Annotated in this window: 10 protein-coding genes and 1 pseudogene; 2 read left to right on the forward strand and 9 right to left on the reverse strand. The window is 39.1% G+C overall.

Going from position 1 to position 15012, the window contains the following annotated elements; all coding sequences use genetic code 11:
- Positions 1-4: 4 nt before the first annotated feature.
- The 3 genes from CPT03_RS15805 to CPT03_RS15815 all read right to left on the reverse strand — a co-directional run bounded on the left by CPT03_RS15805 (position 5) and on the right by CPT03_RS15815 (position 5141).
- On the reverse strand, positions 5-2800 hold the full coding sequence (locus CPT03_RS15805; RefSeq protein WP_099439737.1) for a 2-oxoglutarate dehydrogenase E1 component: 2796 nt from the start codon (positions 2798-2800) through the stop codon (positions 5-7).
- A 66-nt stretch (positions 2801-2866) separates the two neighbouring features.
- Positions 2867-3745, reverse strand: coding sequence for a MerR family transcriptional regulator (locus CPT03_RS15810; protein ID WP_245869862.1), 879 nt, complete (start codon positions 3743-3745; stop codon positions 2867-2869).
- A 103-nt stretch (positions 3746-3848) separates the two neighbouring features.
- Positions 3849-5141 (reverse strand): DASH family cryptochrome, encoded by a 1293-nt coding sequence (locus CPT03_RS15815; RefSeq protein ID WP_099439738.1) that lies wholly within the window; start codon positions 5139-5141, stop codon positions 3849-3851.
- Between the two features lie 157 nt (positions 5142-5298).
- Here CPT03_RS15815 and CPT03_RS15820 point away from each other — a divergent pair, with 157 nt between their 5' ends.
- Together CPT03_RS15820 and CPT03_RS15825 are read left to right on the forward strand one after the other, a co-directional pair.
- Positions 5299-6204, forward strand: a complete 906-nt coding sequence (locus CPT03_RS15820) for a TIGR01777 family oxidoreductase (protein WP_099439739.1) — start codon at positions 5299-5301, stop codon at positions 6202-6204.
- Positions 6204-7508 (forward strand): cryptochrome/photolyase family protein, encoded by a 1305-nt coding sequence (locus CPT03_RS15825; protein ID WP_099439740.1) that lies wholly within the window; start codon positions 6204-6206, stop codon positions 7506-7508. Before CPT03_RS15820 ends, CPT03_RS15825 begins: the two co-directional genes overlap by 1 nt.
- Before the next feature lie 25 nt (positions 7509-7533).
- Here the strand turns inward: CPT03_RS15825 and CPT03_RS15830 are convergent, their stop codons facing one another.
- The 6 genes and pseudogenes from CPT03_RS15830 to CPT03_RS15855 form a co-directional block, all read right to left on the reverse strand.
- On the reverse strand, positions 7534-8451 hold the full coding sequence (locus CPT03_RS15830) for an FKBP-type peptidyl-prolyl cis-trans isomerase (protein ID WP_099439741.1): 918 nt from the start codon (positions 8449-8451) through the stop codon (positions 7534-7536).
- A gap of 7 nt (positions 8452-8458) precedes the next feature.
- The gene (locus tag CPT03_RS15835; protein ID WP_099439742.1) at positions 8459-8950 is read right to left on the reverse strand and encodes an FKBP-type peptidyl-prolyl cis-trans isomerase; all 492 of its coding nucleotides are present in this window, start codon (positions 8948-8950) and stop codon (positions 8459-8461) included.
- Positions 8951-9084: 134 nt separating this feature from the next.
- Positions 9085-10875 (reverse strand): acyl-CoA dehydrogenase family protein, encoded by a 1791-nt coding sequence (locus CPT03_RS15840; protein ID WP_099439743.1) that lies wholly within the window; start codon positions 10873-10875, stop codon positions 9085-9087.
- Between the two features lie 12 nt (positions 10876-10887).
- Positions 10888-12065, reverse strand: a pseudogene (locus tag CPT03_RS15845) (acetyl-CoA C-acyltransferase).
- A 23-nt stretch (positions 12066-12088) separates the two neighbouring features.
- Positions 12089-14452, reverse strand: a complete 2364-nt coding sequence (locus CPT03_RS15850) for a 3-hydroxyacyl-CoA dehydrogenase/enoyl-CoA hydratase family protein (protein WP_099441147.1) — start codon at positions 14450-14452, stop codon at positions 12089-12091.
- 47 nt (positions 14453-14499) lie between these two features.
- Positions 14500-14955 carry a MarR family winged helix-turn-helix transcriptional regulator gene (locus CPT03_RS15855; RefSeq protein WP_099439744.1) on the reverse strand — a complete coding sequence of 152 codons (456 nt, stop codon included), beginning with the start codon at positions 14953-14955 and terminating at the stop codon, positions 14500-14502.
- Between the last annotated feature and the right edge of the window lie 57 nt (positions 14956-15012).

The raw sequence follows: 15012 nt of genomic DNA on the forward strand, positions 1-15012 counted from the left end.
TTTTCTAATCTACATTATAAACTTTGTTCACTGATTTTTTAGCAATCTTTTTCTCTGTTTCAGTAACAGGTGCTTCAAAAGCTTTTGCTAAAATATATGCCTGTTGATCTGCATGTTGTTTTGCAAATCCAGTGGCAGTACTACTGCTTTCTTTTCTTGAAATCAGTTCAATATCACTAAAGATAGTTCTTCTTAATTTACGTAACAAATATGGCCATGCGCCCATATTCTCAGGCTCTTCCTGTACCCAAACTGCCTCCTTAGCATTTTTGTATTTCTTATACACGGTTTCCATTTGTTCCAACGGAGTTGGATAAAGCTGCTCCACACGAACAATAGCAACATCCTTGATCTGATCTTTTTGTTGTTTTTCCAACAACTCATAATAGATCTTACCCGAACAGAATAATACCCTTCTAACATCAGTTGCATTAACATTTTCATCGTTAATAACCTCCTGGAATTTACCATCGGTAAACTCAGTAAGCTTCGAAACACACTGAGGGTTACGCAATAAACTTTTTGGCGTAAACACTACCAAAGGCTTTCTGAAATCACGTTTAAACTGTCTGCGTAATGCGTGGAAAAAGTTAGCTGGAGTTGTACAGTTAGCTACCTGCATATTATAATCAGCACAAAGCTCCATAAAACGCTCAATCCTTGCAGATGAGTGCTCCGGCCCTTGTCCTTCATAACCATGAGGCAATAACATTACCAAACCATTTTCGCGTTGCCATTTAGTTTCAGCACTTGCAATATACTGATCTACAACAATCTGAGCCCCGTTAAAGAAGTCACCAAACTGGGCTTCCCAAATGGTAAGCGCATTAGGATTAGCCATTGCATAACCATATTCAAAGCCCAACACACCATACTCAGATAAATGCGAATTGTAAATATCAAAAGGAGCTTGCTGGTCAGAAATATTTGCCAATGGGATATATTCTTCCTCAGAATCTTCAAGAGTAATAACCGCATGTCTGTGCGAGAATGTTCCGCGTTCAACATCCTGACCACTTAAACGCACTCTTTTTCCTTCAGCTAACAAAGTACCATAAGCCAGTTGCTCACCCATTGCCCAATCGAATACATGAGTAGTATTGGCCATTTTACTCCGCTCATCAAAAAGTTTCTCTATTTTCTTGAAGAACTTTTTATTTGATGGAAGCGTACTTATTCTTTTAGCAACTTCAAGCAATGTTGATTTTTTAACAGAAGTATTTGGCGAAGTTTCAAAATCTTTAGGTGTAGCTAAACGCATGTCTGACCATGCACCGCCAAATTTCACCTCATGATATGTAGAAGTTATTTCTTTAGCCTCATTTAAGCGTTCCTGCAATATACCACGGAACTCTTTCTCCATTTCCTTAGCCAAACTCGCTTCAAGTTTACCCTCACCAATCAATTGCTGAATATAAATATCACGTGGATTAGCATGTTTCTCTATACTTTTGTATAGAAGTGGTTGGGTGAACTTAGGCTCATCAGCCTCATTGTGGCCAAATCTGCGGTAACATAATATATCAATGAATACATCATTTCTATATTTCTGACGATATTCCATTGCTAAATTAATGGCATATACTAAAGCCTCAGGGTCATCACCATTCACATGAAATACCGGCGATAGGGTTACTTTAGCAATATCAGTACAATAAGTACTGGTACGGCCATCTTTATAGTTTGTAGTAAAACCAATCTGGTTGTTAATAATCAGGTGAATTGTACCACCGGTTTTATAACCATCCAAACCAGCCATCTGAATTACTTCATAAACAATACCCTGTCCCGCTACAGAAGCATCACCATGTATTAAAATCGGTGCAATGCGCGCATTGTCGCCACCGTACTTAAAGTCAATTTTAGATCTGGTCATACCTTCTACCACGCCATTCACTGTTTCCAGGTGAGACGGGTTAGGGCATAAACTCAAATGCACACTACTACCATTATTTGTAGTTACGTCAGTTGAGTAACCAAGGTGGTATTTCACATCACCTCCAAAAGGAGATTCAGCACTGTAACCTTTACCTTCAAATTCAGCAAAGATATCCTTATAGGTTTTCTGCATGATATTGGCAAGAACGTTTAAGCGCCCTCTGTGTGCCATACCAATTACAAACTCTTCAATTCCAAGTTCTGCACCTTTCTCAATTACCGAATCCAGGGCAGGTATTAAAGCTTCAGCACCTTCAAGAGAAAAACGCTTCTGACCAAGAAACTTAGTTCCAAGGAAATTCTCAAAACTAACCGCCTCATTCAATTTCTTTAATATCCTTCTTTTCTCATCAATAGAGAAATTTGGAGTATTACGTACGCTCTCCATTTTATTTTCAATCCACGAAAGAACTTCAGGAGTACGTACATACTTATATTCAGCACCAATAGAACGGCAATAAGTTTGCTTTAAAAAATCAATTATATCACTCAGTTTGGCCGCTCCAATACCAATCTCAATTCCAGAATTAAATACAGTGTCAAGGTCTGCCTTTGTTAATCCAAAGTTTTCCATATCCAAAGTAGGTAAATGATGGCGTCTTTCCCTTACCGGATTAGTTTGGGTAAACAGGTGACCACGCTGGCGATACCCGTTAATTAAATTAAGAACATTAATTTCTTTTAAAAAATGCTCCGGGGTTTCAGAACTAACAGATGTTCCTGAAGATCCTCTTCCAAAATCAAAGCCTTCAAAAAACTTTTGCCAACCAAATTCAACGGAATTAGGATCTTGTTTATAAGACTGGTATAAGGATTCTATGTATTCGGCATTTGCGCCGTTGAGATAAGATAAATTATCCATTATGTATGAATTGCTATAAGTGTTGCAAAATTAGGTTTTTTTACCTTAAAAAACAGGTAAATTTCCTTATAAATCTTCAAGAAAATCAACCATATCGCAAACATTTTTTAGTGGAGTCAGTTGATCCTTCACAAGAATGTCAAATTCAGATATCAAACTCCCTGCCACTAACAGCGGTACGTTCAAATTATCCATCACCTTTCCTACTATTTTATTAATATCCTTACCTAAATTTAATGAGGTCAGCACAATAAAAGAGTAGTCAGGTTTATAGGCCGCTATTATTTTTTTCAGGTCAGCATAAGGTATTCCCGAACCAAGGTACAATGTATCCTGTCCGCAGCTTTTCAGTAAAAATCTCGCAAATAACAAACCAGCCTCATGCATCTCAGCCTCTGGCAAAAAAAGCAGAAAGCGTTTAGGTTCATCCTTATGAGGCTTCTCAACCTTATCAATCTCAACAATAATACGATCTCTTATCAGGTTAGAAGCAAAATGTTCATGAGAAGGATCAATAGCTCCCGTTTGCCAAAGCATACCAACCTTCTTCATAAAAGGGAACAATACCAGATCCATAGTTTGAATCAAACCCATTTCCTCAATACAGCCAGCCAGGGTATTTGAAAAAGCCTCTTCATTATAATCGATAGTTGCATTAGAAAGGCTAAGTATCTGAACAGAATCATTATGCCAGTCGGCCTTAAGTTGAGTAACCAGATCAAAAATCTGCTGCTTACTCATTTTAGCTATTTTGCTAATCTTGTAGCCGTTTTCATTAAGCGTAACAATATTTAAAAGTGATTTTAAATCCTCCTCATCATAATACCTGATGTTGGTTAACGTCCTTTTGGGCGGTACAAGATTGTACCGTATTTCCCATGCCCTAATGGTATGTGCTTTTATGCCTATAAGGCCTTCGATATCGCTAATTGAGTATTTTTTCACACTATATTGAACAACAAATGTTAAACAACTTTGTTTAAAAAACAATTTTTGTTTAACATTTTTTCAAACAAGCGCGCAAAAACAAAAAATACTAAAGGAAATATCAGGCAACAGGCGCAGTATCAGGAGATACTACATCCAGAATTTTCATTTGCTTATCAAGATCAAATGTATTCTTTGATTTAAGGTCAAGGCCGGCACCCGCAACATTTGCCCAATTACCCCAGTTGCTTGCAGGCGCATAATCAATAAGCTTTTCTTCAAAATAAGCAGCACCAATGGTCCAGTGCACTTTTAAAACATGAATCAGAAAAGTGGCAACCACCAAACGCGCTGCATGCGGAATAAATCCAGAGTCATTCAACTCCTTCATATACTTATCAACCAGTAAATGTCCGGTCTCCCCATTTTTCCATTTTTTTACCTGGGCAACGTCAACTTCCACTGGCGATAAAATCATTTCTTCAAAATCAGGCTCCTGAAAAAACTTAATGCCATGTTTCTTAAACATAAACCTAAAGTAATCACGCCAAAGCAATCCCAGCAATATCTGATTAAAATTAGGGTTAGGCCCAAAACTTGCCTCAGCCTCTTTTACCATCCAATAAACCTTTCTTGGCGAAAGACAACCGAATGAAAGCCATCCGGAAATTTTAGAAGTAAATCCCTGTTTATCTGCCAAAACCTTTGAGCTGTATTTGGTATAAATTTCTGATCCTGGCTCAAGTAATTTCGTCAAATGCTCCAGTCCATCCAATTCTCCTCCCCTGGTTTCATTATCAAAACTTACAAACCCAGGCTCAGCAAGCCCCAGTTCTAATAAAGAAGGTAGTGCACCCCAATTTTCATTTTCAGCAAAAGTAATTTCTAAAGGCGACTCAAAGCAGGATTTCACAATCGCATCTCGTTCAGTTTTCTTTTTAAACTGAGTAAAAACATCAGGAATATCCTTTATGGGAAAAGGTAAATCTTCTTTATTATAAAGTGTATGCCCAATAAAATGCTTCAAATTAACCCTTTGCTTCCATAAGGCATCCTCTACATAACCAGATACTAAAGTCTCTTCTGGCCCCACCTCCCGGTGATGATATACTTCCGAAATTTCTAACTGTTCAACAATAATAGGGATATGCTCCTCAGGTTTACCCTGAATCAACAATATATCTCCACCCAATTTTTGAAATGCCGTTCTCAGTGCCAAGACACTTTCCAATAAGAACTGCGCCCTGCGTGCTCCCGTCTTCTCTGTCTCAAAAGAAGTACTCTCAAAATACCGTGGATCAAAAAAATAAATAGGTAAAATACAGTCCGATTTAGCAATTGCTTCAACTAACATTTCATTATCATGTAAGCGAAGATCATTCCTGAACCACACCAATATTTTCTTAGACTTCATTAACTTGCAACTGAGTTTTGTGTACTAATTACAAAAATATACGATTTTTTATCCGAATAAGAATCAGAAGGTCAATATTTACACTAGCGAAACAAATGGAAGCCATAAAAAGCGCTTTTTTGCAAAACTTAAAGCTAAACTAATGGGTTATTGAAGTATGAGAAATCAAATCTTGATTACTGGAGCAACCGGTATGGTAGGCAAAAAACTAATAAATGCCTTACACAACAACGGGCATAAGGTTTCAGTATTAGCCAGAAAAGCGAATAATATTAAAAATGCAACCGTGTATTTGTGGGATGTTTATAAGCAAACTATTGACCACAATTGCTTGCGGGGAATTGATACGATCATACATTTGGCAGGAGAAAGCATTGCAGAAAAGAAATGGACAAAAGAGCGCAAACAACAAATTATAGATAGCCGGGTAATGTCTGCGCAACTACTTCACAAAACCATAAAAGAAACACAGTCCCCAGTAAAAACCTTTATTTCTGCCTCTGCAATTGGTTATTATGGGAATCGTGGTGATGAAATATTAACAGAAGAATCAGGAACCAGTACAGGATTTCTTTCCAGGTGCTGTAAATTGTGGGAAGAAGCTGTAGATGAAGGCACCTCATACGGCCTACGGACAGTTAAATTCAGAATTGGCTTTGTGCTCAACAAATCAGAAGGAGGTCTGGCCTCTTTAGAGAAGCCAATCCGTTATTTCGTTGGCGCTCCCCTTGGTAGCGGCAAGCAATGGACACCCTGGGTTCATGTTGATGATATTGTAAATATGTTTGTCTCTGCAGTCGAGAACCCACTATACCAGGGTGCTTACAACGCATGTGCGCCTTTTCCGGTAACTAACGAGACCTTAACAAAAGCAATAGCAAAAACCATAAAACGCCCTGTATGGCCCATACATGTACCAGAAAAAGTGCTGGAGATGATTCTTGGAAAAATGAGTATCCTGCCCTTGATAAGTACAAATACATCGGCACAAAAACTCCTGGATGCAGGTTTTACATTTAAATACACCCATTTAGAGGATGCGTTAACCGATATTTATAAATAGTGGAAAAAGAAATAAGCATCTGCTGGATCAGACGAGATTTAAGATTAAATGATAATGCCGCTCTTTATGCAGCGCTAAAAGCACAATATCCGGTGCTTATCCTTTTCATATTTGACACAAAAATCCTCAGTAAACTTCCAAACCAGCACGACTCCAGGGTCACCTTTATACATCAAACATTAGAGGAAATCCACTCAATGCTAACAAAACATAAATCTACCATAGCCATTAAACACGGCACACCTGAAAAGGTATGGGGTGAGATTTTAAAAACATACAATGTAAAAGCTGTTTATACCAACCATGATTACGAACCTGATGCCATTAAAAGAGACGATGCACTGGCAGAATATCTTGCATCTGAGCAGATTGAATTCAAAACACTAAAAGATCAGGTAATATTTGAAAAGAACGAAATCTTAAAAGCCGATGGCAAGCCTTATACCGTTTTTACGCCCTACTTTAACCAATGGCAATCAAAACTTAATGAGTTTTACACAAAGTCATATCCTTCAAATAATTACTTCAATAACCTTCTTAAAATTGCACCTCTGCCAATACCTACATTGGCAGATATAGGTTTTAAAGAATCACCTCAAAAATTCCCGACAAAGACCTTCAACAAGAAACTTACTGACTATGAAGACAAGAGAGACTTTCCCGCTCTCGACGCTACCACACAGATTGGCATGCACCTTCGTTTTGGCACAATTAGTATCCGTGAAGCAGCCAGTCAGGCAATAAAACAAAATGCCCGCAAGTGGTTATCTGAATTGGCATGGAGAGATTTTTACATGATGATACTCTGGCACTTCCCAAGAATTGTTCATCAATCTTTTAAACCGGCATACGATAATATAAAGTGGCGGAACAATGAATCAGAGTTCGAGGCCTGGTGTAACGGAAAAACAGGCTATCCATTGGTAGATGCAGGCATGAGACAACTCAATCAAACCGGATATATGCACAACAGAGTGCGAATGGTTGTAGCCTCCTTTTTAACTAAGCACCTGCTAATAGACTGGCGCTTGGGTGAAGCCTATTTCGCAGAGAAGTTATTAGATTATGAAATGGCCAGTAATATTGGAGGCTGGCAATGGTCATGTGGCTGCGGAAACGATGCTGCTCCCTACTTCCGGGTATTTAACCCCGAGCTGCAAGCCAAAAAGTTTGATCCAGATCAGGCTTACGTTAACAAATGGCTACCCGAGTATAAACAACAAAAGCATGTACAACCTATAGTTGAACATGCTTTTGCAAGAGAAAGGGTATTAAAAGTTTTTAAGGAGGCCTTAAATGAATAACCCTATTCAGTGTTACTTCAATATGTTAATTGGTAACATCAACAACTTCAATATCAAAATCTAAACAGGCATTAGCAGGAATAGTTCCTGTTGAACTACCAGCAGTTCCATAGGCCTCTAAAGACGGAATGAAAAGTCGTACTTTCGCACCCTTTTTAAAATTCTTTAATACTTCCCATCCTGAAATAACTTGCAATAACGTAGTCGAGAATGTACCATCAGTACTTGAATCGAACACATTTCCATCAAGTTTACGCCCTGTGTATTTAGCCTTCAAAGTAGAAGTAAGTTCTATAGCAGTACCCGTCCCGGCATCAGTAACAGCGTAATAAACACCTGTTGAGGCATCTTTTGTAGCGGTTAAGCCTTTTGACTGCAGGAACTCTCTGATTCTTCTGTCATCCAGCAATCTTTGCGATTTTTCAGGATAAGTAGTTAGCGTGAATTCTATGTTCTCGTTCGAAGGAACATTTAAAAGAGTAGCTCCATTTTTACCAAAAGCAAGGTACGAAGGCAATAATATTCTTGCAACACCACCTGGTTTAAGCGTCTGTAATACCTTCCTTAAAGCAGGAAGTGCAAAACCTACAGAACCGTTGGTAGTAGCATAAGAAAAAGAACTGGCATAACCCACGTATGTTCCAAGGTTAGTAATTGAAGGAGTGGTGTAATAATCCGTTCCGCTAAGCAACGATTTTACCGATACAGAATACAAAACAGAATCAGTGGTCTTAAACAGCTCCCCTGTTCCCTGAGTTTTAATCTGGTAATAGAATCCGGTTTTATCAGGATCTTCAATTGCATCGGTGATATTATTACGTGAGATGTAATCTTTTATTTTAGTATCATCTATACTTTGAATGGACTCATATTCCTTTTTACAAGAATTTAGAAGAATTAAACCTACAAGAAGAAAGGTATATGAGGTTATTTTTTTTAACATACTATTTTTATTTATCTACTTTTTTAGCAACTTTTTTATAATCAATAACAAAATGTAAAACTGAATTTGCCGGCACTCCCGGAGTAGGATAATTCCTATATGCCAGCTTTGAGGGAACCAATAATTCTATCCGTCCGCCCGGTTTAATTAAAGACAAGCCTATTCTCCAGCCCGGCATTACACTTTCCCGGATAAACTTAAACGGATTATCGGCGGTAGCCTTACTAAAAACTGAATCCGTCATTAACCTGCCTTCATACTCCACAGTTAAGGTGTCAGTTGCATTACGGTCGTCAGCCCCGGTACCAAGAGTGTCAATCTTGTAATAAAGCCCGCTGGTATCTTTCACTAAAGTGACCTTTTTTGCCGTTGCCCAGTCCTTAATTATTGTTTCATCAATCTCAAACTGAGCATTTTCATCATAGACTTCAGGTTTTGTACACGCAGCTAAAATGCCAACAATGACAGCTATCCCTAATAAAAGCCTATTTTTTAACATAATGCACAAAAATAGTCTTTTATTGGCGATAGAACAATTTTTAACCAATTTTAACAATTCACATAAAAAACGCCCCTAAAACATTTAGGGGCGCCCAGTTTATTTATGAAATGTTACTTCTAGTATAAAATAAGTTAGTAACAATATCTATTTGCAGCAATCAACTGCTGTGCCACACTTTGGCGAACATTTTTAACATTAAATGGCTCTGCTTTAGTAAACCTGCGTAAACCAACCATCATCATTCTCAACTCATCACCCTCTGCAAAAGCCCATAACGCTTCTTTACCTGCTTTTTGAACCGCATCAATAGCTTCTACAAAGTAAATACGCATTAAATTCAACTGCCCTTCGCATTCCTTTTCCCCTCTTAAACTTACCAGTTTCTCAGTTCTTAGCATTGCCGATTCAGCCACATAAACATAGCTAGCCATATCAGCAATATTCATTAGAATTTCCTGCTCTTTAGACAAGCTCATCATCAATTTCTGAACAGCGGCGCCGGCAACCATTAAAGTAGCCTTTTTAAGGTTTTTAAGAATCTTTTTCTCAGCGGCAAACAAAGTATCATCCTCCTCACCAAATTCAGGAATAGACATCAACTCAGCAGCCACAGCAGTTGCCGGTGTCATCAAATCCAATTCACCCTTCATTGCACGCTTCAACATCATATCAACCGTAAGCAATCTGTTTATCTCGTTAGTCCCTTCAAATATCCTGTTAATCCTCGCATCGCGATAAGCCCTATCCATTGGCGCTTCTGCCGAAAATCCCATACCACCATAAATCTGCACACCTTCATCAACAACAAAATCCAATGCCTCAGAACCCCAAACCTTCAAAATTGCACACTCTACTGCAAACTGCTCAGTAGATTTTAATTTGGCCTTACCTGCATCCATACCACCCGCAACCAAGGTATCATAAGCATCATCAATATTCTGACCAGCACGGTAATTAGCAGATTCCACAGCATAAACTTTAGATGCCATCTCAGCAAGTTTATGGCGGATAGCGCCGTATTTAGAAATAGGTCGTTCAAACTGAATACGCTCGTTCGAGTAATTAATGGCAGTATCTATAACTGATTTAGAAGCACCAATAGCCGCAGCTGCAAGTTTAATCCTTCCAATATTTAAAATATTTACGGCAATCTTAAATCCGTTCTCACGCTCAGATAGCATATTTTCTACAGGTACAGGGCAGTCGTTAAAAAACACCTGTCGGGTCGACGAGCCTTTAATACCCATCTTATGCTCTTCAGGGTTCATGGTAATACCACCAAACTCACGTTCAACAATAAAAGCAGTTAGGTTTTTATCATCATCAATCTTAGCAAAAACAATAAATATATCTGCAAAGCCACCATTGGTAATCCACATTTTCTGACCATTAATTACATAATGTTTACCATCAGCACTTAGCTTAGCCTTTGTTTTGCCAGAGTTGGCATCAGAACCAGAGTTTGGTTCAGTTAAACAATATGCCGCTTTCCACTCGCCAGTAGCCAGTTTAGGTATATACTTATCTTTTTGGGCAGCATTTCCATAATACAGAATAGGTAAAGTACCAATTCCGGTATGGGCTGAAAGCGCAACAGCAAAAGAATGACCAGCACCAATAACATCGGCTACCAGCATCGAGGTATTAAAGTTCTTTCCAAAACCACCGTACTCTTCAGGTATAGAAACACCAAGAATACCCAACTCACCTGCTTTATCCATTAGTGAAGGCATCAACCCCTCTTCCTGCATATCAATACGCTCCAGATTTGGATACACCTCTGCCACAAGGAAATCACGACAGGTTTGTGCAATCATTTTCTGCTCTTCATCAAATTCTTCAGGAATAAATACATCCTGATAGGCGGTTTCTGTTATCAAAAACTCTCCACCCTTAATAGTCTTTTTGTCTGTAGTCTCCATATACCTATAAGATTAAAGCATTTCAAAAATACCGGCAGCACCTTGCCCGCTACCCACACACATGGTTACCATACCGTATTTCTGTTTTCTTCTTTTTAATTCATTAAACAACTGCACAGATAGTTTTGCACCGGTACATCCAAGCGGATGACCAAGTGCAATAGCACCTCCGTTAACATTTAAAATATCCTTATTGATTCTTAATTCTCTAACAACCGCCAGCGATTGAGAAGCAAAGGCCTCATTCAATTCAATCAATTCAATCTGATCAAGCGTCATACCTGCCTGTTTCAAAGCTTTAGGAATGGCATATATAGGGCCAATACCCATAATCCGCGGAGGAACACCAGCTATACCATAACTTACCAACCTTGCAATAGGTTCAACACCCAACTCTTTCATTTTCTTTTCAGAAACCACCAATACAAATGCAGCACCATCAGATGTTTGCGAAGAGTTTCCGGCAGTTATACAACCATCGGCTGCAAATACCGGCTTCAATTTAGCCAGTTTCTCTACTGATGTATCAGCCCTTGGCCCTTCATCAGTATCCACTACATAGGTCCTGGTTTTCTTTTTCATATCAGCATCCAGATAGTTCTCATTTACTGTAATTGGCAAAAGACCATCTTTCAAATGACCATTTTTAATAGCCTCAACTGCCTTCTGATGAGATTGGTAAGAAAACTCATCCTGATCTTCCCTGCTCACATTGTATACACGGGCAACTTCTTCAGCAGTTAACCCCATACCCCAATACCAATCCGGATTAACCCTTGCTACCTCAGCATTTGGAACAACTTTCCAACCGCCAAAAGGCATACCCGACATCACTTCAACCCCACCGGCAACAATACAATCGGCCATACCGCTTTTTATTTTGGCAACAGCCGTTGCAATAGTCTCCAATCCCGATGCACAATACCTATTTACAGTTACACCCGGCACCTTATCTGTATCTAAACCCATCAGCGAGATCATACGGCCAATATTCAGCCCCTGTTCAGCCTCCGGAGTTGCATTACCCACAATTACATCATCAATCTGTTCCTTTTCAAGGTTTGGCACCGAAGCCACCAAATGTCTGATCACTTCGGCAGACAGATCATCGGCCCTTGTAAAACGAAATACACCCCGCGGGCCTTGCCTACTGCGGTACGATATCCTGCTATAATATATGCTTCTTGCATGTCTTATCTTTTTTAATCAAAAATTAATTCCTTAACGGCTTACCTTTAGTTACAATGCTTTGGATACGTTCAAGCGTTTTCCTTTCACCGCAGAGCGATAAAAACACTTCCCTTTCCAAATCCAGCAAATATTGCTCGGTTACTTCCGTAGGCGATGAAAGATCACCTCCACACATTACCCAGCCTAATTTTTCAGAGATCTTTTTATCGTGCTCAGAAATATAATGGCCCGAATACATGGTATTAGCACCTGCATAAACAATACCCAAGCCCTGTTTACCCAAAACTTTAATATCCTTACGCTGAACCGACTTGGTATAACCTGCATCTGCAAGTTCAATTGCTTTAGCCTTGGCATCGGCAATAAGTCTGCTGCGGTTCATAGAAATAGAATATTTACCTTTTTGCAAATAACCCAATTCAAATGCCTCAGCAGCCGAAGTAGAAACCTTAGCCATACCAATAGTTAAAAACCTATCCTTAAGCACATTTTGAACAATCTGATCGTCATTGTACTCATCAGAAGCCCTTAAAGCAAACTCTTTGGTACCACCACCACCAGGAATAACCCCTACACCAAACTCAACCAAACCCATATAGGTTTCGGCATTCAGCTGCACATGATCTGCATGTAAGCTAAACTCACAGCCCCCACCAAGCGTAAGGTTATGTGGAGCAACAACCACCGGAATAGATGAATACCTGATGCGCATAGAAGTATTCTGAAACATCCTTATAGCCATATTCAATTCATCCCATTCCTGCTCAACCGCCATCATAAAGATCATCCCTACATTGGCACCTGCCGAGAAGTTTGCACCATCATTACCAATAACCACCCCTCTGTAATCCTTCTCTGCCATATCAATAGCCTTATTAATAGCCTGTAAAGTATCACCACCAATGGTATTCATTTTAGAATGAAACTCTACGTTAATAATGCCATCGCCAAGATCAATAATAGATGCACCGGAGTTTTTCCAGATCACCTTATTGGCCCTTAAATTATCAAGAATAATAAATGCCTCAGCACCCTGTACCGCTTTATAGCTTTTAGTAGGGATATCATAATATTTACGCACACCATCCTCTACCTTGTAAAACGAAGTATTGCCCGCAGCAAGCATTTCATGAACCCAGGCCGCAGCCTCATGTCCATATTTTTTCATGCCTTCAATAGATTCTGCAACACCCACAGCATCCCAAACTTCAAACGGTCCCAAATCCCATCCAAAACCAGCCCGCATGGCATCATCAATTCTATATAGCTCATCAGAAATCTCAGGAATCCTGTCAGATACATACTCGAACAGACCAAAAAACGAAGCCCTAAAAAGCTCGCCCGCTTTGTCTTTTCCAGCAGCAAATACCTTCATCCTGTCTCTTACGTTCTCAATCGGCTTGGTCAAATCCAGCGTGGCCGACTTAACCTTTACCTGCGGTCTGTATTCCAGTGTTTTTAAATCGAGTGCAAGAATTTCTGTTTTGCCCTCAGCAGTTTTTGTTTTTTTATAGAAACCCTGGTTGGTTTTATCACCAAGCCATTTGTTGGCTTCCATCTTTTCTACATATGCCGGAAGTTTAAAAAGATCATGTGCCTTATCATCCGGGCAATTATCATAAAGTCCTTTTGCAACCTTAATCATGGTATCTAACCCAACCACATCAGTAGTACGGAAAGTTGCCGATTTTGGTCGGCCCAAGGCCGGACCGGTATATTTATCCACTTCCTCTACCGTAAGCTCCATCTTTTCAACTAGATGTAATAGCGCCATAATAGAATACACCCCAACCCTGTTTGCAATGAACGCAGGCGTATCTTTACATAAAACAGTCGTTTTACCTAAAAACTTATCGCCATAATACATCAGAAAATCAACCAGTTCCGGCTTAGTATGCGGCGTAGGAATAATTTCAAGTAACCTTAAATAACGTGGTGGATTAAAAAAATGCGTACCGCAGAAATTAGCCCTAAAATCATCACTTCTACCCTCTGCCATCATATGAATAGGAATACCAGATGTATTTGAAGTAACCAAAGTACCTGCTTTACGGTGTTGTTCAACCTGCTCAAATACCTTTTTCTTTATATCCAGATTCTCTACAACAACCTCAATAATCCAATCGCAGCCTGCAATTTTCGACATATCATCATCAAAATTACCGGTAGTAATTTTGCTAAGTACTTTTTTTGAATAAACTGGCGAGGGATTAGTTTTCACAGCTGTTTGCAATGCTGCATCAACTATACCATTTCTAGGCCCCTCTTTTGGCACAATATCTAACAACAAGACCTCAACACCTATATTTGCAAAGTGACAGGCAATACGCGATCCCATAATACCAGATCCCAATACCGCAACCTTATTTATCTTTTTGTTTATCATTTCCATCAGTATATTTTGCTTTTAATGATTATCGGGCAATACCCCAATTAGCCTTTATTTTCGCCGTTTTCTACAGGTATTTTATAAGCCAAAGTCAGTTTATTTACTTTCTGTAAGGATTGTATTAAATTGTTCTTTTCGTGAGAGTTTAAGTTTTCATTTAGGTACTCATTAAATGAAATAACCACACCTTTTGCAAGCTGCCTTTTCTCACGACCAAAATCTGTAAGGTAAACCTTAACCGATCGCTTATCACCCGCAGAAGTTTCCCTATATATTAACCCCAGATCCTCCATATTGTTTAACATTCTGGATAAACTTGTAGCCTTAACGCCAAGCAAACCCGCAAGCTGAGACACGGCCGTTCCCTCTTTATCTATATTAATTAATACATACCCAATTGCCTGTGTAATCCCGAATCCAGATGCGATCTGGTTATAAGTATTGGCCATGTTTTGCCACACTACTTTTAAAAAATAATCTATTGTCTCCTGCTGTTTCATTAAATACTATGCTTGCATAACAAAGCTATTGAAATAAAAATTAGTTTGCAAGTATAT

The organism is Pedobacter ginsengisoli, from assembly GCF_002736205.1.
Taxonomy (GTDB): Bacteria; Bacteroidota; Bacteroidia; order Sphingobacteriales; family Sphingobacteriaceae; genus Pedobacter; species Pedobacter ginsengisoli_A.

Bases quoted from the DNA above. Each gene is read 5' to 3' on its own strand.
- CPT03_RS15805 (WP_099439737.1), bottom strand. From the start codon at position 2,800: ATGGATAATTTATCTTATCTCAACGGCGCAAATGCCGAATACATAGAA.
- CPT03_RS15855 (WP_099439744.1), bottom strand. From the start codon at position 14,955: ATGAAACAGCAGGAGACAATAGATTATTTTTTAAAAGTAGTGTGGCAA.
- CPT03_RS15840 (WP_099439743.1), bottom strand. From the start codon at position 10,875: ATGGAGACTACAGACAAAAAGACTATTAAGGGTGGAGAGTTTTTGATA.
- CPT03_RS15815 (WP_099439738.1), bottom strand. From the start codon at position 5,141: ATGAAGTCTAAGAAAATATTGGTGTGGTTCAGGAATGATCTTCGCTTA.
- CPT03_RS15830 (WP_099439741.1), bottom strand. From the start codon at position 8,451: ATGTTAAAAAAAATAACCTCATATACCTTTCTTCTTGTAGGTTTAATT.
- CPT03_RS15820 (WP_099439739.1), top strand. From the start codon at position 5,299: ATGAGAAATCAAATCTTGATTACTGGAGCAACCGGTATGGTAGGCAAA.
- CPT03_RS15850 (WP_099441147.1), bottom strand. From the start codon at position 14,452: ATGATAAACAAAAAGATAAATAAGGTTGCGGTATTGGGATCTGGTATT.
- CPT03_RS15835 (WP_099439742.1), bottom strand. From the start codon at position 8,950: ATGTTAAAAAATAGGCTTTTATTAGGGATAGCTGTCATTGTTGGCATT.